The organism is Acinetobacter pittii (assembly GCF_034064985.1).
GTDB classification, from domain to species: Bacteria; Pseudomonadota; Gammaproteobacteria; order Pseudomonadales; family Moraxellaceae; genus Acinetobacter; species Acinetobacter pittii_H.
Genome location: NZ_CP139249.1, coordinates 1,148,823 through 1,172,582 on the forward strand (window position 1 = coordinate 1,148,823; position 23,760 = coordinate 1,172,582).

The 23,760-nt window shown below is 38.6% G+C and carries 18 protein-coding genes and 3 tRNA genes; 5 read left to right on the top strand and 16 right to left on the bottom strand.

Going from position 1 to position 23,760, the window contains the following annotated elements:
• Positions 1–6: 6 nt before the first annotated feature.
• Entirely contained in the window at positions 7–1,464 is a 1,458-nt protein-coding gene (locus SOI76_RS05525; protein ID WP_104079055.1) for a lipase family protein, read from the top strand.
• A 112-nt stretch (positions 1,465–1,576) separates the two neighbouring features.
• The gene (locus SOI76_RS05530) at positions 1,577–1,777 is read left to right on the top strand and encodes a hypothetical protein (RefSeq protein ID WP_057074394.1); all 201 of its coding nucleotides are present in this window, start codon (positions 1,577–1,579) and stop codon (positions 1,775–1,777) included.
• A gap of 4 nt (positions 1,778–1,781) precedes the next feature.
• Here SOI76_RS05530 and SOI76_RS05535 read toward each other — a convergent pair whose 3' ends face one another.
• The 6 genes from SOI76_RS05535 to SOI76_RS05560 form a co-directional block, all read right to left on the bottom strand.
• On the bottom strand, positions 1,782–2,225 hold the full coding sequence (locus tag SOI76_RS05535; protein WP_104079054.1) for a DUF2726 domain-containing protein: 444 nt from the start codon (positions 2,223–2,225) through the stop codon (positions 1,782–1,784).
• Between the two features lie 56 nt (positions 2,226–2,281).
• A tRNA-Asn gene (locus SOI76_RS05540) sits at positions 2,282–2,357 on the bottom strand.
• A 181-nt stretch (positions 2,358–2,538) separates the two neighbouring features.
• Positions 2,539–2,614 (bottom strand) — tRNA-Asn (locus tag SOI76_RS05545).
• A gap of 8 nt (positions 2,615–2,622) precedes the next feature.
• A tRNA-Asn gene (locus tag SOI76_RS05550) sits at positions 2,623–2,698 on the bottom strand.
• A gap of 145 nt (positions 2,699–2,843) precedes the next feature.
• A complete protein-coding gene (gene sodB / locus SOI76_RS05555) occupies positions 2,844–3,470 on the bottom strand; it encodes a superoxide dismutase (protein ID WP_000208083.1) in 627 nt (208 codons plus the stop codon).
• Positions 3,471–3,615: 145 nt separating this feature from the next.
• The gene (locus tag SOI76_RS05560) at positions 3,616–4,374 is read right to left on the bottom strand and encodes a Nif3-like dinuclear metal center hexameric protein (RefSeq protein ID WP_104079053.1); all 759 of its coding nucleotides are present in this window, start codon (positions 4,372–4,374) and stop codon (positions 3,616–3,618) included.
• A gap of 194 nt (positions 4,375–4,568) precedes the next feature.
• On the opposite strand from SOI76_RS05560, the gene algW reads away from it, so the two are divergent.
• Positions 4,569–5,744: a S1C family serine protease gene (gene algW, locus SOI76_RS05565; RefSeq protein ID WP_104079052.1), complete on the top strand. Its 1,176-nt coding sequence runs from the start codon at positions 4,569–4,571 to the stop codon at positions 5,742–5,744.
• Between the two features lie 42 nt (positions 5,745–5,786).
• Here the strand turns inward: algW and cca are convergent, their stop codons facing one another.
• From cca to ahcY, 6 genes are all read right to left on the bottom strand, one after another.
• Complete coding sequence (gene cca, locus SOI76_RS05570; protein WP_104079051.1) at positions 5,787–7,025, bottom strand: multifunctional CCA addition/repair protein; 1,239 nt, start codon at positions 7,023–7,025, stop codon at positions 5,787–5,789.
• A 91-nt stretch (positions 7,026–7,116) separates the two neighbouring features.
• Positions 7,117–9,387, bottom strand: a complete 2,271-nt coding sequence (gene maeB, locus SOI76_RS05575) for an NADP-dependent malic enzyme (protein ID WP_104079050.1) — start codon at positions 9,385–9,387, stop codon at positions 7,117–7,119.
• Between the two features lie 236 nt (positions 9,388–9,623).
• Entirely contained in the window at positions 9,624–12,476 is a 2,853-nt protein-coding gene (locus SOI76_RS05580; RefSeq protein ID WP_104079049.1) for an EAL domain-containing protein, read from the bottom strand.
• Between the two features lie 134 nt (positions 12,477–12,610).
• On the bottom strand, positions 12,611–13,333 hold the full coding sequence (locus tag SOI76_RS05585) for a 16S rRNA (uracil(1498)-N(3))-methyltransferase (RefSeq protein ID WP_057074399.1): 723 nt from the start codon (positions 13,331–13,333) through the stop codon (positions 12,611–12,613).
• A gap of 18 nt (positions 13,334–13,351) precedes the next feature.
• Positions 13,352–14,188, bottom strand: coding sequence for a methylenetetrahydrofolate reductase [NAD(P)H] (metF, locus tag SOI76_RS05590; protein WP_104079048.1), 837 nt, complete (start codon positions 14,186–14,188; stop codon positions 13,352–13,354).
• A 70-nt stretch (positions 14,189–14,258) separates the two neighbouring features.
• Positions 14,259–15,641, bottom strand: a complete 1,383-nt coding sequence (gene ahcY / locus SOI76_RS05595) for an adenosylhomocysteinase (protein ID WP_057074401.1) — start codon at positions 15,639–15,641, stop codon at positions 14,259–14,261.
• A gap of 221 nt (positions 15,642–15,862) precedes the next feature.
• Between ahcY and SOI76_RS05600 the strand changes: the two genes are divergently transcribed.
• A complete protein-coding gene (locus SOI76_RS05600; protein ID WP_104079047.1) occupies positions 15,863–16,399 on the top strand; it encodes a cysteine peptidase family C39 domain-containing protein in 537 nt (178 codons plus the stop codon).
• Positions 16,400–16,436: 37 nt separating this feature from the next.
• Here the strand turns inward: SOI76_RS05600 and SOI76_RS05605 are convergent, their stop codons facing one another.
• From SOI76_RS05605 to lipA, 3 genes are all read right to left on the bottom strand, one after another.
• Positions 16,437–16,820: a carboxymuconolactone decarboxylase family protein gene (locus tag SOI76_RS05605; protein WP_000043120.1), complete on the bottom strand. Its 384-nt coding sequence runs from the start codon at positions 16,818–16,820 to the stop codon at positions 16,437–16,439.
• Between the two features lie 106 nt (positions 16,821–16,926).
• Positions 16,927–19,389: an acyl-CoA dehydrogenase gene (locus SOI76_RS05610; RefSeq protein WP_104079046.1), complete on the bottom strand. Its 2,463-nt coding sequence runs from the start codon at positions 19,387–19,389 to the stop codon at positions 16,927–16,929.
• Positions 19,390–19,667: 278 nt separating this feature from the next.
• On the bottom strand, positions 19,668–20,681 hold the full coding sequence (lipA, locus tag SOI76_RS05615; protein ID WP_002118167.1) for a lipoyl synthase: 1,014 nt from the start codon (positions 20,679–20,681) through the stop codon (positions 19,668–19,670).
• A 196-nt stretch (positions 20,682–20,877) separates the two neighbouring features.
• Here lipA and sthA point away from each other — a divergent pair, with 196 nt between their 5' ends.
• Positions 20,878–22,290, top strand: coding sequence for a Si-specific NAD(P)(+) transhydrogenase (sthA, locus tag SOI76_RS05620; protein ID WP_002118117.1), 1,413 nt, complete (start codon positions 20,878–20,880; stop codon positions 22,288–22,290).
• Between the two features lie 243 nt (positions 22,291–22,533).
• Here the strand turns inward: sthA and SOI76_RS05625 are convergent, their stop codons facing one another.
• Positions 22,534–23,748, bottom strand: a complete 1,215-nt coding sequence (locus SOI76_RS05625; protein ID WP_104079045.1) for an MFS transporter — start codon at positions 23,746–23,748, stop codon at positions 22,534–22,536.
• Positions 23,749–23,760 lie beyond the last annotated feature (12 nt).

A 23,760-nucleotide genomic window follows, 5' to 3' on the forward strand; every position in this document is an offset into this window, starting at 1 on the left:
TATTCTATGAAACGGTCAAAAATTGCTTTAGCTATAACATTATCAATTTCAGCATTATTTCTTACAGCGTGTAATGACGATGATGATGACTACACAGGGATAGATACCAATAAAACTTATGTCTCTGAAAGTAATTATGCTATTGATAAAGTTGATAATGCTTCATCAATTAAAGTCATGACTTATAACATGACAAATGTTCAAGGAAAAACCGCAACTGCTACAGCCATGGTACTGTTTCCAAAAGCAATACAACCGAAAGATGGTTATCGGGTAGTGGTATGGGAACATGGAACTGTTGGGGTGGGTGATGGTTGTGCACCAAGTAAAAATGCAATTAATCCACGATTTAAAATCCTTGCTGAGTCTTTATTAGCAGCAGGTTATGTGATTGTGGCACCAGATTATGAGGGATTAGGTACACAAGGGGTGCATCCGTACTTAAACTTATCAAGTGAAGCAAAATCAGCATTAGCTGCAGTTAAAGCGGTAAAAGAACATTATGGAGCTCAGTTAAAAGGTGAATGGATGTCAATCGGTCAGTCTCAAGGAGGTCATGCCTCATTGGGAACTGCTGAGTTTGCTAATACGGATGCAAGTTACAAAGGTGCGGTAGCTGGAGCACCTGCATCAAGCTTAGGAACAATTATTCAAATTTATATTGATCCTGAAATGAATCAAGACAGTGGTTATAAGCTTAGTAAATTAGATCAGGCGATTACAGCACGTAGACAGATTGATGCAGCGATTGCTGCAGGGCAAATGTCTCCAAATGATCCACTGGCGCTTGCTGTACCAACAATTGATAAAACTGCAGAAGGATATGCTGAATTGTTAGCATATGCTGCTTTTGCTAGTGCAGGGATTAAAGCACAGCAACCAGACTATGATTTGAAGGCAATTTTTACGTCAGGAGCGGCTGACATTGCAGAATTGGCTTATGGTCGTACAGGAGATGATGGTGCATGTCTAAGTTATCCTACACCTGATAGTGCGAATGGCTTGCAAGAGAAATTTAAAGCAGGAATCTTAGCTTTCTTGGCTGACCCTACACATCAAATTACCCAGTACGGTATTGATCTAAATAAATTTAAAGCAGACCAAGTCGTTCAAAAATTTTTGACAGCAACTCAACCTGCAACAAATGCTACTGCTGAGAAAGTTATTAAGACACCGGTATTTATTATTCAAGGTGAAAAAGATCAAGCTGTATTGCCAGTAGTTACACAAGGCTTATTTGCCAATATGAAAGCGAATGCTGTGAAACTCTTCCCACAAGCAGGCTATGATAAAGGCTATAAGCTAACTATTGTACCGAATGCAACTCATACACAAGCAATCGTATGTCAAAATGCCAATGCTGTAGATTTCATTCAAACTAATATGTCAGCGGGTACGGGTATTGTGCTGACTGATGCTCAAAAAGATGCCAGCCAAAGCCCACACTGCACAGGTAAATTCTAAGATTTATTTGTTTAATTGGAAATTAGCTTAAAAAAAGAGCCACTTTATAGTGGCTCTTTTTGTTATATTGTTACGCATTCTGAAATCGATACTATTTGAGTTTGAAGAACTTATGAGCAAGCAACCTGTTGAAAAAAAATCTGTTCCTTGGTTATTAATGGGATTAGGTTTACTTATTCCTTTTCTGATTATTGGAATACTTTTCTTGGCTGCAAAAAGTGATGCTAAGAATAAAAAACAATATGAACAGCAGCGTTTAGAGATGGCAAAAAGAATAGCTGAGAAAGAAGCTGCAAATTCTGAAACGAAATAACTTGTTAATGAAGATCCTTTTGTAACTGGCGTACGGTAGGAATATTGGTGTAGCGCTTTACAAGGTAGCCTGCTTCAGTGAGCATTTGATCACGAATACGGTCTTCTTCTACTTTTTCAAGATGGGTAGGGTCATCTAGCTCAATAATAGCAATCACTTCCATCTTGTCATTTAGCACGACAAAGTCAGTAACTTTACGATTGAACTGACTACGAATTTTATAGTCATTACTGGTAATTAAAGCACTAAAAGCCACTTGTGCTAATACATGATAATTTGGGAAACTTTGTTTCAAACGTATAAACATTTGAGTTTCAAAGTTTGTAATGACAGGACGAGCAAAGAATTTTTGTTTTGGAAATAAATAAGGGCGTAAACAAACAAGAAGAAAAATACAGGTGCTTATGCAACCTAAAACAATAAAAAATAAGTGACTCGATTCGAACATGGGAAAGCATCATACAAATAAAAACCCACTCATGATGAGTGGGTTTTTAAGAATCTTGGCTCTCCCACCTGGGCTCGAACCAGGGACCTGCGGATTAACAGTCCGTCGCTCTACCGACTGAGCTATGGGAGAATCTGGAAAAGGATTTTAGGCAGGAAAGAGGGCTGGGTCAAGCCTTAATAACAGAATTAGAGTGAATATCTAATCGTTTGGTTTAAAAATACTCGAAACATTGATTTTATTCAAAATAATGAAAAATTATTAAATGATTAGAAAAGAAAAAACCCGCAATAAATGCGGGCTTTTAGAATATTGGCTCTCCCACCTGGGCTCGAACCAGGGACCTGCGGATTAACAGTCCGTCGCTCTACCGACTGAGCTATGGGAGATTAGTAGATGGCTCTCCAACCTGGGCTCGAACCAGGGACCTGCGGATTAACAGTCCGTCGCTCTACCGACTGAGCTATTGGAGAATCTGATGCGCATTTTATGGATGAAATTTAAAAGCGTCAATAAGAATATTAAAGAAAATGAATCGTTTGCTTGATTAATATGCTTTTGTTGTATTAAAAATAAAAAAACCACCCAAAATAGGGTGGTTTTTATAAAGAAATAAAATTATTTCTCTACACCTGCTGGTTGACCTGCAAGTTTTGCATTTGCATAGTCCCAGTTCACAAGGCTTTCTAAGAAAGTTGCGATGTATTTAGGACGTAAGTTACGGAAATCGATGTAGTAAGCGTGTTCCCATACGTCAATTGTTAATACAGCAATTTGACCATGTGCAAGTGGAGTGTCTGCATTAGAAGTTTTAGTAATAGAAAGTTTACCGTTTACTTCATCAGCAACTAACCAAGCCCAACCTGAACCGAATTGAGTTGTTGCAGCAGCAGTAAATTCTTCTGCAAATTTTTCGTAGCTACCAAAAGCTTCGTCAATTTTAGCAGCGATTGCGCCAGTAGGCTTACCACCACCATTTGGCTTCATAGAATTCCAGTAGAATGTATGGTTCCAAACTTGAGCAGCATTGTTGAAAATACCAGCTTTAGATGCATCACCAGCAGTTGCTTTGATGATTTCTTCTAAAGTTTTACCTTCAAGGTCAGTTCCTTTGATTAAGTTGTTTAAGTTAACAACATAGGTATTGTGGTGTTTGTCGTGATGGTATTCTAAAGTTTCTTTACTAATATGTGGCGCTAAATCATCATAGCCATATGGAAGTGCAGGTAAAGTAATGGTTGTCATGTTCCTATTCCTTGCATTTGCTGGGTTATACAATTAAGTGGCTCTATTGTAAATGATTCTGGTCACAATAGGGCATCGTTTTAAAGAACTATACACAATAAAGATCTAATTAATACGCATAACACAGATTGAAAAAAAGACTTAATTAAATCGGATTATTCAATTCAAAATATTCACTTTCAACTGAAAACTGTTTTGAGATCGCTTCTGCCAAACGTTGAACACCATAACGCTCAGTTGCATGGTGACCACAAGCAAAATAATGAACACCTAACTCTTTTGCTTCATAAAAAGTTCGCTCACTGACTTCACCTGAGATATAAGCATCACAATTTTGCAAAGCCGCTTTAGCAATAAAATCCTGAGCCCCACCTGTGCAGAAGCCCACTTTTTGAATACTTTGTTTTTCTGCTGGCAAATGAATCACCTTAAAATCAAAACTATTTTGTAGTTTTGCTTTAAATTCATCAACAGAAAGCGCTTGTTCTAAATAACCAATATTGCCAATTGGATGTTTCTCGGCTAAATCGAGTGGCTCTAAATTCTGCAAGCTCAGTTTTTCTGCAATAGCCACATTGTTGCCTAAAGTTGGGTGAGCATCTAAAGGTAAATGATAAGCAACTAATGAAATATTATTTTGGATGAGTTTCTTAATGCGGTTACCGCGCATTCCTGTAATTGGATACGGTTCGCCTTTCCAAAAATAACCATGATGTACGAGTAATAGATCTGCATTCTGAGCAATTGCGGCATCAATTGCATCTTCGGAAGCAGTAACCGCACAAAGGATACGCTTAACTTCAGTTGAACCTTCAATTTGCAGGCCATTCGGTGCGTAATCTTTAAATTCTGCTGCTTTTAATGTTTGGTCGCACCACTGAATAATTTCATGCAAATTCGCCATGATATTTCCTGAATTGAGTAGTAAATAATTGCTAAAGCTATAGAAACATATTTTGTTGTGTAACTAAAGCTAGACAAATCTTTTTTGACTTTTTTATGTATATCGACATATTTAATTTAAAATGCTTAACTGAAAACTCTTTTTGTTCAATATATTAATTTAATTAAAAACTTCTTTGCGTAGAGGATATGAACGTGCGCCGCACCTTTACATGGTTACCTTGGGTGTTACTTATTATTGTAATTGCCAGTTTTATTACATGGCAAAAATACCATCAGCCGAAACCAACTGTTGCAGTTGATGGGGTGCAAATGCCTGCTGAGAAAGTTGAACCATTGGTTGATACTTCACGAACGGGCGGGGTGGTATCTTATAGCGCTGCGGTAAAAGTTGCAGCGCCAGCCGTTGTTAATATTTTTACGACCCAGAAAGTTAAACAAAATCATCCATTATTAAGTGATCCGGTCTTCCGTGAGTTTTTTGGAAACCAAATTCCTGAACAACAACAGCAAAATGAAAATAGCTTAGGCTCTGGGGTTATTGTACGAGCTGACGGTTATATTCTTACGAATAATCATGTTATTGCTCAAGCTGATCAAATTGTAGTGGCATTGCATGACGGGCGTCGTGCAGAAGCAACAATTGTTGGTACAGACCCTGATACTGATTTAGCCGTAATTAAAATCGATTTAGATAAATTACCTGTATTGCCATTTAAACTAAGTGGTAATGAAGTAGGTGATGTTGTCTTGGCTATTGGTAATCCATTTGGCGTAGGCCAAACGGTAACTCAGGGCATTATTTCTGCGACTGAACGGTCTGATTTAGGCATCAATACCTATGAAGACTTTATTCAAACGGATGCAGCAATTAACCCAGGTAACTCTGGTGGAGCATTAATTGATGTGGCTGGGAATTTAATTGGTGTAAATACTGCTATTTTCTCTCAGTCAGGCGGTTCTTTAGGAATTGGCTTTGCAATTCCCGCTAAAGTTTGCCAACAAGTTTTAAACTCAATTTTGAAAGATGGCCGTGTAGTCCGTGGATGGTTAGGGATTAGTTTAGTACCGCCTACACAAGAAGATGTATTAGCGCCGAAACAGCAAATTGGGGTAGTGGTTGCCGATGTCTTGAAAAGTGGTCCAGCTGCGTCAGCAGGTATTAAAATTGGTGATAAAATTATTCAAGTTAATAATGAGCCAATCACCTCAGCATCTCATTTGATTAATTACGTTGCATTACAAGCGCCTAATAGCGAAATTAATGTAATGGTTGAACGAGATGGGAAGCAACAAAACTTTGTGGTGACAGTAGGAGAAAGGAAAAATCAAAATACTCAATCACAATTTATACCACTGCCTAAACAGTAAAAGTAAAAAAGCCTCTTAGTGAGGCTTTTTTATTGGCTTGAATTAAGAATGAGAGGGTGCTTGATGTTGATGTTTAAACTCAGTTAAAGCATCAATGCGATATTGAATTAGCATTTCACCAATCTCCGCACCTTTAATGTTTTCAGGTAAATCCTGAACTTTAATAGAGCGAACGATTTGCATCGCATCTAACATGTACTGAGCTTGTGGATAAGGTCGGTCTTCTAAACCTAATCTTCCTTTAGCATCACATTCACATGCTTGTACAAAAGCTTCTACTCTCTCAGGACGACGTAAGACATCTAGACGCTGTAATAAACGCCATACAGTTCCTGGTTTTAACGACATAATCTGATGACATTTTAGATGTTCTTTACACACTGAGAGTGCTAACTGTCGAGTTTGAGTTGGAACTTTTAAACGTTCACATAATTCTGTAACTGGTTTTACTCCACGTTCTTCATGCATGATGTGGCGAGGGAGTTCATTAACTGGAGTTAATGCTTTACCTAAATCATGTACTAGCACAGCAAATCGAACATCGAGCGAATAATTAGCTTTACAAGCTTGCTGTAAGGACATTAAGGTATGTATGCCACAATCTACTTCTGGATGATATTCAGGACGCTGCGGTACACCAAACAATGCATCAATTTCAGGAAAAAGATGTTTTAAGGCGCCACAATTACGCAATGTTTGAAAATAAACATCAGCGTGATCTTCTAAAAGTGCACGTGAAGTCTCTTTCCATACACGCTCTGGCGTTAATGCATCTAGTTCACCTGATTCTGCCATAGTTTGCATGAGTTCTAAGGTTTCAGGCGCAATATGAAAACCATATGAAGAATAACGCGCTGCAAAGCGTGCAACACGTAAAACACGTAAAGGATCTTCAGCAAAAGCTTCTGAAACATGACGTAAAGTTTTATTTTCTAAATCGGTTTGACCGCCATATGGGTCATATAGTTTGCCATCTTGATCCATTGCTATGGCATTGATGGTTAAATCACGGCGAATTAAATCTTCTTCTAAACTTACTGTGGTATCGGTAAAAAATTGAAAGCCGTGGTAGCCTTTACCAGATTTTCGTTCAGTACGTGCAAGTGCATATTCTTCTTTGGTTTCGGGATGAAGAAACACAGGAAAATCTTTGCCTACAGGTTGAAAACCTTGGGCGAGCATGTGTTCCGGCGTTGCACCGACCACAACATAGTCTTTTTCTTGATAGGGATGCCCAAGTAAAAAATCACGGACAGCACCGCCTACTAAATACACTTGCATGAAAAAACCTCTATTCTTCAAGCAATCATGCTACAGAATAGAGGTTTTCTCAAGTCATTAGAGATGCTTTTCGTAAAAAGCAGTTTCTAAATTACTTTTCTTGTTGTTGGATTTCAGCAACAGTTAAAGCAGTCATATTGATAAGACGACGAGTTGTTGCTGTAGGTGTCAAAATATGAACAGGTTTTGCTGCACCAAGTAAAATTGGACCAATAGTAACGTTGTTACCAGAAGTTGCTTTCAACAAGTTAAATGAAATATTTGCTGCATCTAGGTTTGGCATAATGAGCAAGTTTGCCGAACCTTTGAAACATGAGCCAGGGAATGCAAATTGACGAATGTTTTCGTCTAATGCTGCATCACCGTGCATTTCACCTTCAACTTCAAGCTCAGGAGCTTGCTCAGATAAAATACGATAAACTTCACGCATTTTTTGAGCACTTGAGTCAGTCTGGTCACTACCAAAACTTGAATGAGAAAGTAGGGCTACACGTGGAGTAATACCAAAACGACGTACTTCTTCAGCTGCTAAAATAGTCATTTCAGCAAGTTGTTCAGCAGTCGGGTTTGTATTTACGTATGTATCAGCAATAAACAAGTTACGATCTTCAAGCATCAATGCATTTAAGGTGAAGAAGTTATTCATACCTTCTTTTAGACCGATGACATTGCGTACAAAGTCAAGGTGAATGTTATAGCTACTGTAAGTGCCACATAACATACCGTCTGCTTTACCAAATTTAACCAGTAAAGATGCAATTAAAGTTGAACGGCGACGAGCTTCACGTTGAGCATATTCAACAGTAATGCCTTTGCGTTGCATTGTTTGATAGTAATCTTTCCAAAACTCTTCATACATCGGGTTTTGTTCTTGATCTACAATCTCAATGTTTACGCCGTGTTGTAAACGCAAGCCTAATTTTTTGATATTAGCTTCAATAACAGCAGTACGACCTACTAAAATTGGTTTAGCTAAATCTTCATCAACTGCGATTTGCACTGCACGTAATACGCGTTCATCTTCACCTTCCGCATATGCAATGCGTTTAGGATCTGTTTTTGCTTGAGCAAAAATCGGTTTCATCAAGAATGCAGAGTTATAAACAAACTCAGATAATTTTTGACGGTATGCAGAGAAATCTTCGATCGGACGAGTTGCAACACCTGAATCCATTGCAGCTTTAGCAACAGCAGGGGCAATTTCTAAAATTAAACGTTGATCAAGTGGACGTGGAATTAAATAGTCACGACCAAATGAAGCAGATTTCTCACCATAAGTAGCTGCATCAGCTTCTACATGTGCCATACGTGCAATTGCATGTACACATGCAATTTTCATTTCTTCATTAATCGTCGTTGCGCCAACGTCAAGTGCACCACGGAAAATGTAAGGGAAACATAATGCGTTGTTTACTTGGTTTGGATAGTCAGAACGACCAGTTGCCATGATTACATCAGGACGTACTTCATGTGCATGTTCAGGTAAAATTTCTGGATCTGGGTTTGCCAAAGCAAAAATAATAGGGTTCTCAGCCATCTGCTTCACCATTTCTTTGGTGAGAATACCAGCAGCAGAAAGACCCAAGAACATATCTGCACCAGCCATTACTTCATGAAGCTGAGATGCAGTAATGTCTTGAACATAACGTTTTTTCGATTCATCAAGTCCGTCACGAGAAGTCGTTAATAGACCACGAGAATCGGCAACAATAATATTTTCTTTTTTAGCACCAAGTGCACAAAGCAAGTCTAAGCATGAAAGTGCTGCTGCACCTGCACCTGAAGCTACAATTTTGATTTCATCAATTTTTTTATTTACAAGTTGCAATGCATTGAGCAAAGCTGAACCTACAATGATACTTGTACCATGTTGATCGTCATGGAATACAGGAATTTTCATACGTTCACGAAGTTTCTTCTCAATATAGAAACATTCTGGCGCTTTAATATCTTCGAGGTTGATACCACCGAAAGTTGGCTCAAGAGAGGCAACAATATCTACAATTTTATCTGGATCGTTTTCTGCAATTTCAATGTCAAATACGTCAACACCAGCAAACTTCTTGAAGAGAACCCCTTTACCTTCCATTACAGGTTTAGAAGCTAATGGTCCAATATTACCTAAACCAAGAACAGCTGTACCGTTACTGACTACGGCAACCAGATTTCCGCGAGCTGTATATTTAGCAGCAGTTGATGGATCACGTTCAATCTCTAAACATGGCGCAGCAACTCCTGGTGAGTAGGCTAAAGCCAAATCTCGTTGGTTGACAAGTTGCTTACTTGGGGTGACGCTGATTTTCCCTGGGTTTGGATATTCATGGTAATTTAAAGCGGCCTGTTTTAAAGATTGATCGTCCATCTGAGTCTCTATTTGATACAAAAAAGCAAACTAGTCAAATTGCTCATTTAGGGAGAGGCAACGCGGCTCTTTGACTATGCTTTAATTTTTACCAATTAAGAGAATAGTAGACGAATTGCCAATAGCCCCGTGGTGAGCTAAATGCTAAAGAATATAACACTACTTCTTTATTTCTCACAGTCAAAAACGCTCATTTTTGGAAAAACCAGCATAGTTAAAATAGATGACCAAAACAGTTAAGAAATATGTGGATTTGTTTGTAGATAAGGAATGATCTGCTCGGCAGGGATTGGACGACTAAAGAAATAGCCTTGTAAAAAATCACATTGTTGTTTTTGCAGATAGGTTAATTGTTCTTTTGTTTCTACCCCTTCAGCAACCAGTTTAAGCCCCATACTTTTACCCATTGCAATCATTGCATTCACAATTGCTTCTTGTTTGTGATCACCGATTTTAGAAATAAAAGCGCGATCAATTTTTAATACATCAATTGGGTACTCTGTCAGGTACGCCAAAGAAGAATAACCCGTACCAAAGTCATCTAGGGCAATTGAAATATCGCGTTGTTTTATCGCGTGTAATAGTGTTTTTACGTTGTCAGTATTGTCTAAAAGGGCCGACTCAGTAATTTCAAGTTCGAGATCGGAACCTTCTATATTATATTTTTGCAAAACCTCATCTAAATCACTGAGTAATAAGCCTCGATGTATCTGTTGCGCTACAATATTTACAGAGACTTGAATGTTGATATAGCCTGCATTTTTCCACTCTTGTAGTTGTTTTCCAACTTTATCTAAAACAACTTTACCAATGTCTGAAATTAGGCTACTACGCTCAGCAAAAGGGATGAACATATTCGGCATGACTAATCCTTTTTCAGGATGTTGCCAACGAATGAGTGCCTCAAAACCGATAATGGATTGATCTTGTAGACTAATTTTGGGTTGGTAATAAACTACAAATTCATTATTTTGAATAGCTTTACGTAATTCTTGTTCTAAATCGGCAGTTTTATATGGGTGATCTGTTTTATTGCAGTAGTAAGAAATGGTATTGCCTCCTAAACGTTTTGCCTCTGAAAGTGCTTGCTCTGCATGATGGTTGAGATGGTCAATTTGTCTGCCATGTTCAGGGAAACATGCCACACCAATAGAGGCAGTAATAAAATATTCGTGATTATCAATATAAAATGGTGCGTTTAGCGCTTGCAAAATATTTTGGCAATATTGCTCAATATTGGGATGAATTGGCGAAATTTCATAAATAATTGCGAAATCATCGCTATTTAAGTAGGCAACTAAAATTGCATTGATATTGATTAAGCGTAATCTTTGGGCGAACTGCTTAAGTAGTTCGTCACCACTATCATTATTTAAAAATTCATTAAAAGCTCGGAATCGGTCAATATTGACTCGTATTAAAGCTAAATTTTTAATGTTATATGAAGGGTTTACAAGATATTGATGTAATTGATTGTAATAGTAAAGACGATTAGGGAGGTGAGTGAGGCTATCATAATTTTTTAAATAGGATAGATGTTGCTCTTGACGTTTCTGCTCAGTGAGATCGCGGGCAAATCCAATGTAATTGGTGATTTGATTGAACTCATCTTTGACAACATTAATATGCAACCATAAATAAACGCTTTTGCCAGAATTAAATTTTTCATCAAACTGGCCCATGTATTCTCCTGTCTCGAGGAGTTGCTGTTTTATTGATGTATGAAATTGTTGTTGTAATTCTTTTTGATTACTTGTAATGCTAAATAACTCTTTATTCAGAAGTTCTGCTTTAGTAAATCCGGTTAATTTTTCGTAGTAAGGATTAATATTAATATAATTTAGGTGTTCATCTAAAATGAATATTCCTTCTGCTGCTTGCTCAAGCACAATAGCAGATAGCCTGAGATGTTCTTGATCTTTTTTCTCTTGATGTATATCTCGGGTCATTCCAACCATACGAAGCGCTTTTTGTGTTTTAGGATCTCTCGTGATGACTCGACCTACATCATGAATCCATCGCCAAGAACCATCTCGACGTAAAATTCGAAAATTGATATTAAAATGATCTGTAGTACCTTCCAAATGTTGTTTTAAACGTTCTTCAAAAAGCTTTTTATCACTTGGATGGATCCGATCTAATATTGTATGAAGATGAATAACAGCAGTTTGACTTTGCTTTTGCTGATCAAAAAACGTAATTTCTAACTTTTGATTTTCAATATCCCAATCCCAAGGCCGAATACCTGCAGTTTCATGCGCAAAAGCTAAATTGTAGTGATGGCTTTCGAGTTGCTCATTCATTTTGGTGAGATCATAAGTACGTTCACGTACTTTTTGCTCAAGTAAATGATTATTGAACTGAAGCTGAGCTTCAATATCTTTAGATTTATTTACTTCTTGTTGGAGCTGTACACATAATTCTTCAGCCCACTGAGTATGTTGGTCTGCAATTTGAACAAGCTGTTTGTTTTTGAGTAATAGTTGAGAAATCTTTTGGTAATTACGTTGAGTTGCGTATGCACAAAGTACAGTTGCTACAAAAGTAAGGTTATAAGCAAAATAAAATGGCAATTCAGTAATAGGGTTGTGTGTGAATTGCGCGAATAATAATGGCAAAGTACTAGGAATAAATAGGAGATAAAAGTATCGAGGTTGTGGCGTTAAAAACGTAAGACCAATGATATGAGCTGAGGTAATAAATAAAGCAATTAAAATATGAGCATCTGGTAGTGCAACTAGCTCAGGAGGAAGATAAAAATGAATAATCGTGACATTTATTCCCATTAAAATGCCAGATAATAAACAAATACTTTGTAAGACACGATCAGCTTTTTTTGTGAAGTCGATAGTGCGGTAGTGAGTTAAAATATTTGGAATAAATAATAAGCAGATAAAAGAAATGATAGTCAGTCCAATAGACCAGCTAAATATTGTTATTACAGAGGAAAAATAATAAGAAAAAATACCATATGAAATAAGGCATAGTAATATCAGGCTAATCAAATACCAACGTATATATTGAGTTGAAAGTTTCAGCTGTTCAATTTTTGTTTGATGCTGTAGATATTCTTCCTGAAGCCCAGACATAAGATTTTTCTATCCTATTTTTTTACATATATACAGAAAGAATCTGATTTATCAGTGAAAAAGAATTTGAAATTTTATTCATACAATAAAAGTAAATTAACTTTAAATCACGATTTAATCAATGTTCAGAGAACTTAGGTGGATAAAAATCGATAATTTAAAATAGATAAGGCAACAACTGGGGCAGTTTCTGTACGTAAAACACGGTCACCAATACACCAGTTCATAAAACCAGCTTGATTGGCTTGCATAATTTCATTTTCACTTAGTCCACCTTCTGGACCAATCAATAAGGCAAGTTCAGGTTGTATGCCTGCTAATACATCTTTTTGTTCTTTTTCTGGCGCTAAAACAAATTTAGAGTGGGGAAGTTCAGACGAACTTAACCATTCATGAAGAGAAATAGGCGCTAATACTTCTGGAACTAAGTTTAAGCCACATTGTTCACATGCTGCAATTGCAACAGCTTGCCAGTGATCTAATTTTTTTTGATCTCGATCATATTTTAAGCGCATTTCACAACGCTCACTTGTTAGCAATTGAATCCGGCTTACACCTAATTCAGTGGCTTTTTGAATGGCATAATCCATTCGATCGCCTTTACTCATGACTTGACCTAAAACAGCTTTAAAAGGGGCATCACGGTTTGCCGGGTTAAAATTCTCAATAGTGACAAACGCATTTTTTTTATTAATTTCGGTCAATGTCGCGAGATACTCACCACCTTGGCCATTAAATAGAGTAGCTTGTTCTTGTAATTGTGCGCGTAAAACACGTACCCAATGATGGAATACTGATTCAGTTAGTTGAATTGTTGAGCCAACTGTAAGTTCAGTTTCGATAAAAAAACGATTCATTGGGTACGCCTTACAAAATTAATTTAAACCAAGGTCAACAACAAGCTGACGAGTTGGTTCGACTTGGTTCATTGAGTAGAAGTGTAAACTTGGTGCGCCACCTGCAATGAGGCGTTCGCATAGGTTAACAACAACTTCATGACCAAAAGCTTTAATACTTTCGCTGTCATCGCCATAGGCTTGTAATTGCTTACGAATCCAGCGAGGAATTTCAGCACCAGTGCCATCTGCAAAGCGAATTAAGTTGCTTGCATTGGTAATTGGCATGATACCAGGAGCGACCGGAATATGAATTCCAGCTTTCTCCAAACGCTCTATAAAATAAAAGTATGAATCTGGATTAAAGAAGAATTGAGTAATTCCCGCATTGGCACCAGCTTGTACCTTTTCAATAAAACGTTGGATATCTGAGTCAAGGCTTTCAGCTTGAGGATGCATTTCTGGATAAGCTGCAACTTCAATATGAAAATGATCACCTGAGTGCTCACGAATAAAACGTACTAAATCCTGTGCGTAAGGAAGTTCCCCAAGTCCAACCTGCCCAGAAGGTAAATCACCGCGTAAAGCAACAATACGGTTAATGCCTTGAGCTTTATATAAATCCAGTAACTCAGCGATACGAACTTTATCATCACCAATACAAGAAAGGTGGGGTGCAACTGGTGTACCTTTACCGTTGAAATCTTCAATAGCAGCAAGAGTACGTTCGCGAGTAGAACCACCAGCCCCATAAGTAATTGAGAAAAACTCAGGGTTTAATAGTTGTAATTCTTGGTGAACAATACGAAGTTTTTCAGCGCCAGCATCAGTTTTTGGTGGGAAAAACTCAAAAGAAATAGGTGTACGTTTAGTCATGTCAAATCCTTGTAAACAGCGAAACATTTTAGAAAAAAGGGCAGTCGGTTCACCGTCTGCCCTTAAGTTCTTAGTATTTGTAAGCGTCAGACTTGAATGGCCCCTCAACAGCAACGCCTAAATAATCGGCTTGCTCTTGAGTTAACTGAGTGAGTACACCGCCAAAACCTGCAACCATTGCAGCAGCAACTTCTTCGTCAAGTTTCTTAGGAAGAACTTCTACACGAATTTTTGCAGCTTTTTCACTTGCAGGAAGGTCAGCAAATTTCTCTTGGAATAAGTGAATTTGACCTAAAACTTGGTTAGCAAAAGAACCATCCATCACGCGTGATGGGTGACCAGTTGCATTACCTAGGTTTACAAGGCGACCTTCAGAAAGAAGGATAAGGTAGTTGTTTTCGTCTTCTGAACGATAAACTTGGTGAACTTGGGGCTTAACTTCAACCCACTTGTAACCACGTAAATAGGCCGTGTCGATTTCTGTGTCAAAGTGACCGATGTTACATACAACTGCGCCAGCTTTTAAGCTATCTAACATCGCTGCATCACACACGTGGTAGTTACCAGTTGTTGTCACAACAAGGTCAGTATTGCCAAGAAGATCGTGGTTAATATCTTCTTTTTTACCTGTTTGTACGCCGTTTTTGTATGGAGATACAACTTCATAACCATCCATACATGCTTGCATTGCACAAATTGGGTCAACTTCAGTTACACGAACGATCATGCCTTCTTGACGTAAAGATTGAGCAGAACCTTTACCCACGTCACCATAACCCACTACTAGTGCACGGCGACCAGACAAAAGCATGTCAGTTGCACGTTTGATCGCGTCATTTAATGAGTGACGGCAACCGTATTTGTTGTCGTTTTTAGATTTAGTAACTGAGTCATTTACGTTGATTGCAGGAACTTTCAAAGAACCGTCTTTCCACATTTCGATAAGACGTTGAACACCTGTTGTTGTTTCTTCGGTAATACCGTGAATACGTTCTAAAAGAGCAGGGTATTTTTCATGAACAAGAGCAGTTAAGTCACCGCCATCGTCCAAGATCATATTGGCATCCCATGGTTGACCATTTACATTGATCTGTTGTTCAAGGCACCATACATATTCTTCTTCAGTTTCACCTTTCCAAGCAAAAACTGGAATACCGCGAGCAGCAATTGCAGCAGCAGCGTGGTCTTGAGTCGAGAAAATGTTACATGATGTCCAGCGTACTTCAGCACCTAACTCAACAAGCGTTTCAATAAGAACCGCTGTTTGGATGGTCATGTGAATACAACCAAGAATTTTTGCGCCAGCAAGTGGTTTAGTCGCTGCATAGCGTTTGCGTAAGCCAATCAAAGCTGGCATTTCTGCTTCAGCAAGTTTGATTTCTTTACGACCGTAGTCAGCAAGTGAGATGTCAGCAACTTTGTAATCTGTAAATGAAGCATTAACCGCGTTCATCAGGATCTCCTAGGAAAAAATAGTATTGATCATTCTGTTCGCGGATGCCGTTGTTGGTTAAAACGAGTGTTTAACCGATCGTCGAGCCTGGCAAATTGATCTTTAGTGCCGATCATTTGTCGCAGCATCCCTCGACTAGCGGGACATTGTACTTGGAAAAGCTTTTAGTGCCAATCTAGTTTTGTTTATTATCTGCGTAATTATTACTTTAGATTTCAATTATGGCAGTAAATATTCCCGAAGTATTAGTGAACCTTGAAGCCAACTGTGGCGTATTTGCGGTGTGGATGGTACTTCAGCATCATGCAGTGCAAATTGATGTGGCTGAGTTGATCAAAGTTTGCCGACACGATGAAGGAGGAACCTATACGATTGCTTTAGCCGTCGCTTTAAAAAAACTCGGATTTGAAGTTTTATTTCATTCAGATGAAGACCCTAATATTAGCTCTAGCGAACGAATGAGCTATAAAGAAGCAAAGGTATTAAAAATTCCAACTGGACCAGCACTAAGCTATCAAGATATTCAAACTGCAATTGAAAATGGAAAAATGGTGATTGTCTATTACGATACTTTAGCAGGTGTCGGAAATCAGTCACTCATTTATTCTATTGACTCAAATGAAATCTGCTTTTTTGATAGTTTTGAGCCGATGTCAGCAGCAGTTTTTGAAATGCAGCGTCAAGTAGAAGGAATTTGTCGTCAGGCTATCGTGATTGATGACCGTAATTTTCAGGTATATTCGACCAAATTGAATTAGATAAAAAGAGCCAGTAGAGTGCTGGCTCATATTGAAGTTATTTTTGTTGATATTCTTGAATTACTTCTAACGCAGCACGGAAAGCTTCCTGAGTAGCAGGGGCGCCGCAATATGGCAGACTGTGCAATAAAGTTTCTTGAATCTCCTCAACTGTACAGCCATTGTTGAGCGCACCACGAACATGACCTTTGAGTTCAGTAGGTGATTTGAGCGCCGTGAGCATTGCCAAAGTAATTAATGAACGATATTTACGTGGTAGCACACCTTCACGTTGCCAAGTCGATCCCCATGCATGTTCATTAATCCAGTCTTGTAAAGGCTGGGTAAAGGGTACGGTGTTTTCTTGGGCGCGTTTTACAAAAGCTTCTCCCATCACTTCTGTGCGAACTTTTAATCCATTTTCGTAATCTTGCTTAGACATTAATTTCTCCTAAAAATAAAAGCGTCGATTGACGCTTTTATGGCTGTTTATTAATTAATGCGAATCAAAAATGATTGCAATAGTGAATTAGTGGAGGCATCAGTCACTAAATTTGATGAGGATTCGACAAAGGAAGATCTTTATTTAAATCTTCATCAAAGACATCTGTAAGCATGCTATCGAATCGGATTGCGTTGTATTGCAATAGTTGTTGAGCTTCGCTTTCAGTAATAAAACCTTCTTTTATCGCTTGTGCAATATTCTCTTCGAAAGTGAGTCCTGTAAATTTACCTTTAGATTCAGCTTTTTTAAACTTATCCCAAAGCGGTTCAAGAGTTCGCAGAATTTGGAAAGTATGCTCTAAACGACCAGTTACATCATCGGCTTTGGTTGAATAAAATACGTGATGCTTAAGCTGTTCTCTGAAAGGATGCTCTTGCATCATAAGTTCAGCGACTTGTTGTTTTAACTCATCCTCTGGTTTTGAAATGACACGGCCAAGAGGGAAACAGATCCATTTTACAAATGCTGCTGGAAGTTTAGCTGGGAAGTTTGCAAATAATCCCCAAAATGCTTCCTGAATATTCAAGAAAGCTTTTTGTAGCGCTAATTTAGCGTGAAGTTGTTCAGCTTCAGTTTTTTGTCCAGCTTCATAAAATTTTAAAATCGCAGTAGAAATAAAGAGGTGCGCGTGAATATCTGCCAAGCGGCCTGATAACATTTCTTTGCGTTTTAGATCTCCTGCAAGTAAGCCAAGTGACATATCTGAAACAAGTGCGAAGTTGGCACTAAAACGATTAATCGTTTTATAGTAACTTGCAGTGAATTGATCTGCTGACTGAGGCGCATCACTTGAGCCACCTGTCCAACCGTAAGCAAATGATCTTGCACCACGGTTAAACGTATAGGCTAAATGTTTAAATAACAAATCATCGAACTTTTTGATTGAGTTATTTTTATCTTCAGATTGAAGGAGTTGTAACTCTTCAAATAGATAAGGATGACAACGCATTGAGCCTTGGCCAAAAATCATCAATGAACGGGTCAAAATATTTGCGCCTTCTACTGTAATAGCAATCGGAATCGCTTGATAGGTAAGGGCAAGGAAATTACGTGGCCCAAGTTGGATTGCACGTCCGCCAGCAATATCCATTCCGTGATTGACAACTTTACGCATCGTTTCAGTTGCATAATATTTTGCCATGGCAGTCATCACGGCAGGTGTTCCACCTTGGTTTAGGCCACATGTCACTAAATAGCGGAATGCTTCAAGCATGTAGGCATCGCTGGCAATTTCACTGGTCGCTTCTTGTACGCCTTCAAATTTACCTACTGAAATATTGAACTGTTGACGAATTTTTGCAAAAGCACCAACGGTTAAATAGCTCATTTCACCTGCTGCTGTTGCTAAAGCTGGAAGGGAAATACCACGGCCAACACCTAAGCACTCCATTAGCATTCGCCAGCCTTTACCGGCATTTTCTTGACCACCAATAATCCAGTCAATAGGAATAAAAACATCTTCTCCTTCTACTGTTCCATTCATAAATGGAGAACCAGGATAATGTCGTGCTCCTATTTTTACACCTGCATGACTTGCAGGAATTAAGGCACAAGTAATACCGTATTCTGTTTTGTTTTTATCTCCGAGTAGGCCTTCTGGGTCATAAAGTTTAAATGCTAGACCAACAACGGTGGCAATTGGTGCAAGCGTAATCCAACGTTTAGAGAAATTCATTCTTAGCCCAAGAACTTGAGCACCTTCATATTCACCGTAGCAAACAACACCTGAATCTGGAATGGCGCCTGCATCTGAACCTGCTTCTGGGCTGGTTAAACCAAAGCATGGGATCTCTTCACCTTTAGCAAGGCCCGGTAAATACTGCTGTTTTTGTGCATCTGTACCGTAGTGCATGAGTAGCTCACCTGGTCCTAATGAATTTGGAACCATACAACTCACAGCTGTGGTGAGTGAGCGGGAAGCAATTTTGCTCATAATACGGCTTTGAGCAAACGAACTAAATTCTTTGCCACCAAATGACTTTGGAATAATGAGGCCTAAAAAACCTTTGTCTTTAATAAATTGCCAAACCTCTGGTGGGAGATCTTTTAAGTGATGATGAATTTCCCACTCATTGAGCATGCTACAAAGTAGCTCAACTTCATTGTCGATAAAGCTTTGTTCTTCTTCTGACAACGTTGGGTAGGGGTACTTTTCAAATTGAGACCAATCGGGTGCCCCCATAAATAATTCTTTTTCCCACCAACTGGTACCTGCCTCTAAGGCCTCTTGTTCAGTCGTACTGATGCTCGGCATTGAGTTTGCTAAAGTTTTATATGCAGGTTGAGTAATCAGATTAAAGCGTAATGGTGCAAATAAAATAATGATACTAAGGACAATGAGGGGGATACCTAAAATGAGAGCCCATGGCGTTAATATGAGTGCTGTAAATATAGCGACAGCAATCGTAATTACACTACCAATAGTTCTGTTTAGATTAAAAAAGAAAATTGCCCATATTGCAAAAAGCTGAATGACAATGCTTAAAACAAAGAGTAGGAAAATCATACTTGCTCCTTACTAGCTAAGCCCTCAGGTGGATGACGTTACAAAAGCGAGGAGATATTTAAGGCTTAACTAGCTAATTTTTAATGCTGTTTAAATTTAATTTTTTATGTCGCAATTGATGTATATGCTAGAGCAGGGATATATCGTACTTTTAGGTATAAGATATTTTTAAGTGAAAGTGTAATGGCTTGTTTTATCGATTTGTCAAGAAATGTTATTGATTTTCTTATACAAATAAAAAACCCTCTGAACTAGAGGGCTTTCATTGATTTTAATTTTTAAGCTTCGACAACTTGAACAGCAATTTTTTTAGCTGGATCTACTTTACGACGAACTTCTGGTACTGGTTCACCGTGGTATTGACGATCAGCAAAGTAACTTGAACGAACCATTGGTGCAGACCAAATATTTCTAAAGCCAAGTTTGCGACCATGCTCTGCATAACGTTCAAACTCTTCTGGCGTTACAAAGCGATCAATTGGCGCGTGTTGTTTAGATGGCTGTAAATATTGACCAATAGTCACATAGTCAACATCGTGAGCACGTAAGTCATCAAGCAATGCAATAACTTCTTCTTCAGTTTCACCGATACCCACCATCAAACCACATTTTGTTGGGATATCAGGGCAATATTCTTTAAACATTTTTAATAAGTTTAAAGAATGTTGATAGTCTGAACCTGGACGCATCGCTTTATATAGACGTGGTACAGTCTCGATGTTGTGGTTAAATACGTCTGGCGGACATTCAGTCATAATGCGTAAGGCGATGTCCATACGTCCGCGGAAATCTGGTACTAAAATCTCAAGTAATGTATTTGGACTAAGTGCGCGAGCTTCTTTGATACAGTCCACAAAGTGTTGTGCACCGCCGTCAAGCAAGTCATCACGGTCAACCGAAGTAATTACTGCATACTTAAGCTTAAGATTAGCAATTGTCTCTGCCATGTGACGAGGTTCATCTGCATCGAGTGCATTTGGACGACCATGTGCTACATCACAGAAAGGGCAACGACGTGTACAAATATCACCCATGATCATGAATGTTGCTGTACCACCACCAAAACATTCTGGTAGGTTTGGACAAGCAGCTTCTTCACAAACGGTATGGAGTTTTTGAGCACGTAAAGTGGTTTTAATACGCTGAACTTCTTCTGGTGCCGTCATCTTGACACGAATCCAGTCAGGTTTACGCGGCACTTCAACCGTAGGTACAACTTTTACAGGAATTCTTGCGACTTTTTCTGCGCCACGAAGTTTTACACCCTGTTCAGGTTTACGGTGTTCTGACATATTTAACTTTTCCACTCGTTTATAGAGACATTGACATTGTATTATAGCGAACTTCTGCAGTTAATAGCGGAAAATAACTATTCATATAATAAATGTGGTTATTCAGAAATATAGGGTTGAGAAATACATAAATTCACCGCATATTACCCATAATTTATTATAAAATATGGTCATTCAAGTGAGGAAGGAGCTTTCAATGCCACGTAAAAAAGAGGTCGTTAGTGGGAATTTCGTTAAATACGATGCGGTAGTTCTCGGTTCTGGACCTGCAGGTGAAGGCGCGGCAATGAAGCTTGCAAAAGCGGGTAAGCGTGTTGCAATTGTAGATGTGCGTGATCAACTGGGCGGTAACTGTGCGCATGTAGGTACCATTCCAAGTAAAGCATTACGTCAAACAGTTTCTAGTATTATTCGCTATCAGCGCGATCCAATGTTTCAAAAAGTAGGTGAATGGAAACAGTTCACCATGAAACAGGTATTGCGTAATGCACATAAAGTGATTCAACAACAAGTTGATACGCATACACGTTTTTACGACCGAAACAAAATCGGCGTATTCCACGGCCGTGCATATATTCAAGATAAAAATACAGTTTTAGTTTTTAGCCATGAAGGCATTAAAGAAACAATTATTTGTAAGCAAATCGTGATTGCGACAGGTAGTCGTCCTTATCATCCGCAAGGTCTAGATTTTGATCATCCTCGCGTATTTGATTCGGACAAAATCCTTGATCTTGATTACTCAATTCAAAAAATTATTATTTACGGCGCGGGTGTTATTGGCTGTGAATATGCCTCAATCTTTATTGGTCTAGATCATAAAGTTGACTTGATTAATACTCAGCAAAAACTCTTAAGTTATCTAGATGATGAAATTGCTGATGCATTGTCTTATCACTTACGTGAACAAGGTGTGTTAATTCGTCACAATGAGCAAATGGATCATCTTGAAACGTTTGATGACCATGTTGTACTACATTTACAAAGTGGTAAAAAGATTAAAGCCGATGCGATTCTTTGGTGTAACGGCCGTTCAGGAAACACTGAAGGTTTAGGCCTTGAGAATGTTGGTTTAGTACCAAATAACCGTGGTCAACTTTCAGTAAATGATCAATATCAAACTGAAGTTGAAAACATCTATGCTGCTGGTGACGTGATTGGTTGGCCATCACTTGCTTCTGCGGCTTATGACCAAGGGCGCTGTGCGGGCGCAAATATGAGTGGTGAAGATGCGAAGCCAGTACGTGATATCCCAACGGGTATTTATACCATTCCGGAAATCTCATCAATTGGTAAAAATGAACAGGAATTGACGGAAGAGAAAATTCCGTATGAAGTAGGTCAAGCTTCTTTCCGTCATTTAGCTCGTGCACAAATTACTGGTGATACAGTGGGTGAGTTAAAAATTCTTTTCCACCGTGACACTATGGAAATTTTAGGTATTCACTGTTTTGGTAATAACGCTGCCGAAATTATCCACATTGGACAAGCAGTTATGCACAGCCCAAATAATACCTTGAAATATTTTGTTGAAACAACGTTTAACTATCCAACAATGGCAGAAGCATATCGTGTAGCTGCGCTTAATGGTATGAATCGTTTGTTTTGATTTTAAATAAGTGTTTAATAAAAAAGCCCGCAAATTTGCGGGCTTTTTTATTTTCATTAGACCATAGGTTTCTTATATTTTTATGACAATGCAAAGCTTTAGTCCGATTATCGATATCTCTAGTGAGCACAAAATGCTTGATTAAAATATATAAATAAATCAGGAGTTTGTTTCCATAAAATGATTGAACAGGCCAGCAGAGTAATTATGAGTAATGTCATAATTGTTTTCAAAAGTAAGGCATTATGCGTCATGAATAACAGCCTCCTCATTTACAAAGAAATGTACGATTACCCCTAATATACTCAAAGCTATTGAACATAGCCAAATCGCATTGTAATTACCTGTTAAGTCATGATTAACACCGCCAAGCCAACCGCCAAAGAAAGAACCGACTTGATGGGTGAAAAACACAATGCCGCTCAGCATTGAAAGATATTTAACACCAAACATATTTGCCACAATACCGTTGGTGAGCGGAACAGTGGAGAGCCATAAAAGGCCCATAATAATTCCAAAAGTATATACCGTATAAATGCTTAAAGGTAATAACAAAAAGGCGATGATTGCGATGCCACGGCTACCGTAAAGTGCCATTAATAATTTAGGTTTTGAGAATCGATCTCCCAGCCAACCCGCACCATAAGTTCCCACAATATTAAATAGTCCAACTAGTGCCAGAAACACGGTACCGGTAGCTGCATCAAAGCCGTGATCGATTAAATAGCCGGGTAAATGTACACCTAAGAAAACAACTTGGAATCCACATACTAAGAAACCTAAAGCTAACCACCAAAAGGGTTTATGTTTTCTGGCAATATTCAGTACTTGTTTAAATGTAAGCTGAGGCTCAGCAATTGCTTTAGGTATTTGATTACTTGGTCCTTTTAACATCCATGCAAGGGGAATAATAAGAGCAATTAACAGCGCACTGACCATTAGGGCTGCTGACCATCCAACATTTTTGAGTAAGAGAAGAGTAGATGGCAACATAATAAACTGACCGAAAGAACCTGCTGCGCTTGCAATCCCCATTGCCATACTTCTTTTTTCTGGAGGGGCGGCTCGACCTACTGCACTAAGTAAAACTGTAAAGGAGGTTGCTGATAAAGCTAAACCAATAATAAGACCTAGGCTTAAATTCAAAATGAGTACACTTGAACTAAAAGCCATTAATAGTAAGCCGAGGGTGTAAAGTAATCCGCCAACAGCAACCACAATTTTACTGCCATATTTATCTGCGATTGCGCCAGTAAAAGGTTGAACTGCACCCCAGATCAGGTTCTGCATGGCGATTGCAAGACTAAAAACATGCTGCCCCCAACCGAATTCATGACTCATCGGTACGAGGTAGAGACCGAAACCATGACGAACACCTAATGAAAGTGCCAGAATAATTGCACTGCCAATTAACATATAGATGAGGGACTGAGAAAATTGGTTGCCAGTTTTAGTCATGATTAATGGAAA

Coding starts and splice junctions, on each gene's coding strand:
- SOI76_RS05525 (WP_104079055.1), top strand. CDS start 7: ATGAAACGGTCAAAAATTGCTTTAGCTATAACATTATCAATTTCAGCA.
- SOI76_RS05530 (WP_057074394.1), top strand. CDS start 1,577: ATGAGCAAGCAACCTGTTGAAAAAAAATCTGTTCCTTGGTTATTAATG.
- SOI76_RS05535 (WP_104079054.1), bottom strand. CDS start 2,225: ATGTTCGAATCGAGTCACTTATTTTTTATTGTTTTAGGTTGCATAAGC.
- sodB (WP_000208083.1), bottom strand. CDS start 3,470: ATGACAACCATTACTTTACCTGCACTTCCATATGGCTATGATGATTTA.
- SOI76_RS05560 (WP_104079053.1), bottom strand. CDS start 4,374: ATGGCGAATTTGCATGAAATTATTCAGTGGTGCGACCAAACATTAAAA.
- cca (WP_104079051.1), bottom strand. CDS start 7,025: ATGCAAGTGTATTTAGTAGGCGGTGCTGTCCGTGATTTTTTACTTGGG.
- maeB (WP_104079050.1), bottom strand. CDS start 9,387: ATGGACGATCAATCTTTAAAACAGGCCGCTTTAAATTACCATGAATAT.
- SOI76_RS05580 (WP_104079049.1), bottom strand. CDS start 12,476: ATGTCTGGGCTTCAGGAAGAATATCTACAGCATCAAACAAAAATTGAA.
- SOI76_RS05585 (WP_057074399.1), bottom strand. CDS start 13,333: ATGAATCGTTTTTTTATCGAAACTGAACTTACAGTTGGCTCAACAATT.
- metF (WP_104079048.1), bottom strand. CDS start 14,188: ATGACTAAACGTACACCTATTTCTTTTGAGTTTTTCCCACCAAAAACT.
- ahcY (WP_057074401.1), bottom strand. CDS start 15,641: ATGAACGCGGTTAATGCTTCATTTACAGATTACAAAGTTGCTGACATC.
- SOI76_RS05600 (WP_104079047.1), top strand. CDS start 15,863: ATGGCAGTAAATATTCCCGAAGTATTAGTGAACCTTGAAGCCAACTGT.
- SOI76_RS05605 (WP_000043120.1), bottom strand. CDS start 16,820: ATGTCTAAGCAAGATTACGAAAATGGATTAAAAGTTCGCACAGAAGTG.
- SOI76_RS05610 (WP_104079046.1), bottom strand. CDS start 19,389: ATGATTTTCCTACTCTTTGTTTTAAGCATTGTCATTCAGCTTTTTGCA.
- lipA (WP_002118167.1), bottom strand. CDS start 20,681: ATGTCAGAACACCGTAAACCTGAACAGGGTGTAAAACTTCGTGGCGCA.
- sthA (WP_002118117.1), top strand. CDS start 20,878: ATGCCACGTAAAAAAGAGGTCGTTAGTGGGAATTTCGTTAAATACGAT.
- SOI76_RS05625 (WP_104079045.1), bottom strand. CDS start 23,748: ATGACTAAAACTGGCAACCAATTTTCTCAGTCCCTCATCTATATGTTA.